This is a genomic window from Gemmobacter caeruleus (assembly GCF_008271655.1).
Taxonomy (GTDB): domain Bacteria; phylum Pseudomonadota; class Alphaproteobacteria; order Rhodobacterales; family Rhodobacteraceae; genus Gemmobacter; species Gemmobacter caeruleus.
This window is the reverse complement of the sequence record NZ_VKKX01000041.1, coordinates 1-1,272: the sequence shown is the minus strand read 5'-3', so window position 1 is coordinate 1,272 and position 1,272 is coordinate 1. Positions and strand designations below refer to the sequence as shown.

Sequence of the window (1,272 nt, the reverse complement as noted above, 5' to 3'; positions counted from 1 at the left end):
GTGACCTGCCACGGGATTTTTCCTCCACCTGCGATTAGAGTCCGGCCCATGGAGAGGACGGACGATGAAGAAGGCACGACTGACGGAAGAGCAGATCATAGGCATCCTGCAGGAGCATGAGGCGGGCGCGAAGTGTGCCGATCTCTGCCGCAAGCACGGGATGTCTGAGGGCACGTTCTATGCCTGGAAGGCGAAGTATTCCGGGATGACGGTGTCCGAGGCCAAGCGGCTGAAGGCGCTGGAGGACGAGAACGCGAAGCTGAAGCGGCTCTTGGCCGAGCAGATGCTCGACATGGCGGCGATGAAGGAACTCTTGTCAAAAAAATGGTGACGCCCGTCGCGAAGCGCGAGGCTGTCGCGCATCTGAAGGCCCATCTTGGGTTGTCGGAACGGCGGGCGTGTCAAATTGCCGGGGCGGACCGCAAGATGGTGCGCTACCAGTCGCAGCGCGCGCCGGACACGGCCCTGCGCGGGCGGTTGCGCGATCTGGCCAATGAGCGGCGCAGGTTCGGCTACCGACGGCTGTTCGTCCTGCTCAGGCGGGAAGGCGAGGCGTCGGGGATCAACCGCATTTACCGGCTCTACCGCGAGGAAGGGTTAACCGTCCGTAAACGCAAAGCGCGCCGCAAGGCCATCGGAACGAGGGCCCCGATCCTGATGGAGGCGCGGGCCAATGCGCGCTGGTCACTGGACTTCGTGCATGACCAGTTCGCATGCGGGCGGCGCTTCCGGGTGCTGAACGTCGTCGACGATGTCACGCGCGAGTGCCTTGCGGCGATCCCGGATACATCCATCTCGGGCCGCCGCGTGGCGCGGGAGCTGACAGCGCTGATCGAACGACGTGGCAAGCCCGGGATGATCGTGTCGGACAACGGGACGGAACTGACCTCGAACGCGATCCTGAAGTGGTGCGCCGAGCACAAGGTCGAATGGCACTACATCGCGCCGGGAAAGCCGATGCAGAACGGCTTTGTGGAAAGCTTCAACGGCAGGATGCGGGACGAGTTCTTGAACGAGACGCTGTTCCGCAACCTTGCCCATGCCCGCAACCTGATCGCAGCCTGGGTCACCGACTACAACACCGAAAGGCCCCACTCGGCCCTCGGCTACCAGACCCCTGCAGGTTTCGCTCTGCACCTGACCACCGCAATCGCCCGTCCCGCTGCACGCGATGAGAGTTCCGCGCGCCGGGCGATTGCTCAACCCACGCCGAAAGGCGTAAATCAGCTACCGGCTCCGGTCGCGGCTGGATGAAAGTTCAGTGGCAGGTCA

The 1,272-nt window shown here is 63.7% G+C and carries 1 protein-coding gene; it reads left to right on the top strand.

From position 1 onward, the window contains the following. Positions 1 to 64: 64 nt before the first annotated feature. A protein-coding gene (locus FOA17_RS13450; protein ID WP_149142025.1) for an IS3 family transposase occupies positions 65 to 1,254 on the top strand; the annotation gives its coding sequence in 2 pieces (ribosomal slippage) (positions 65 to 326 and positions 326 to 1,254; 1,191 coding nt in all). Positions 1,255 to 1,272: the final 18 nt, after the last annotated feature.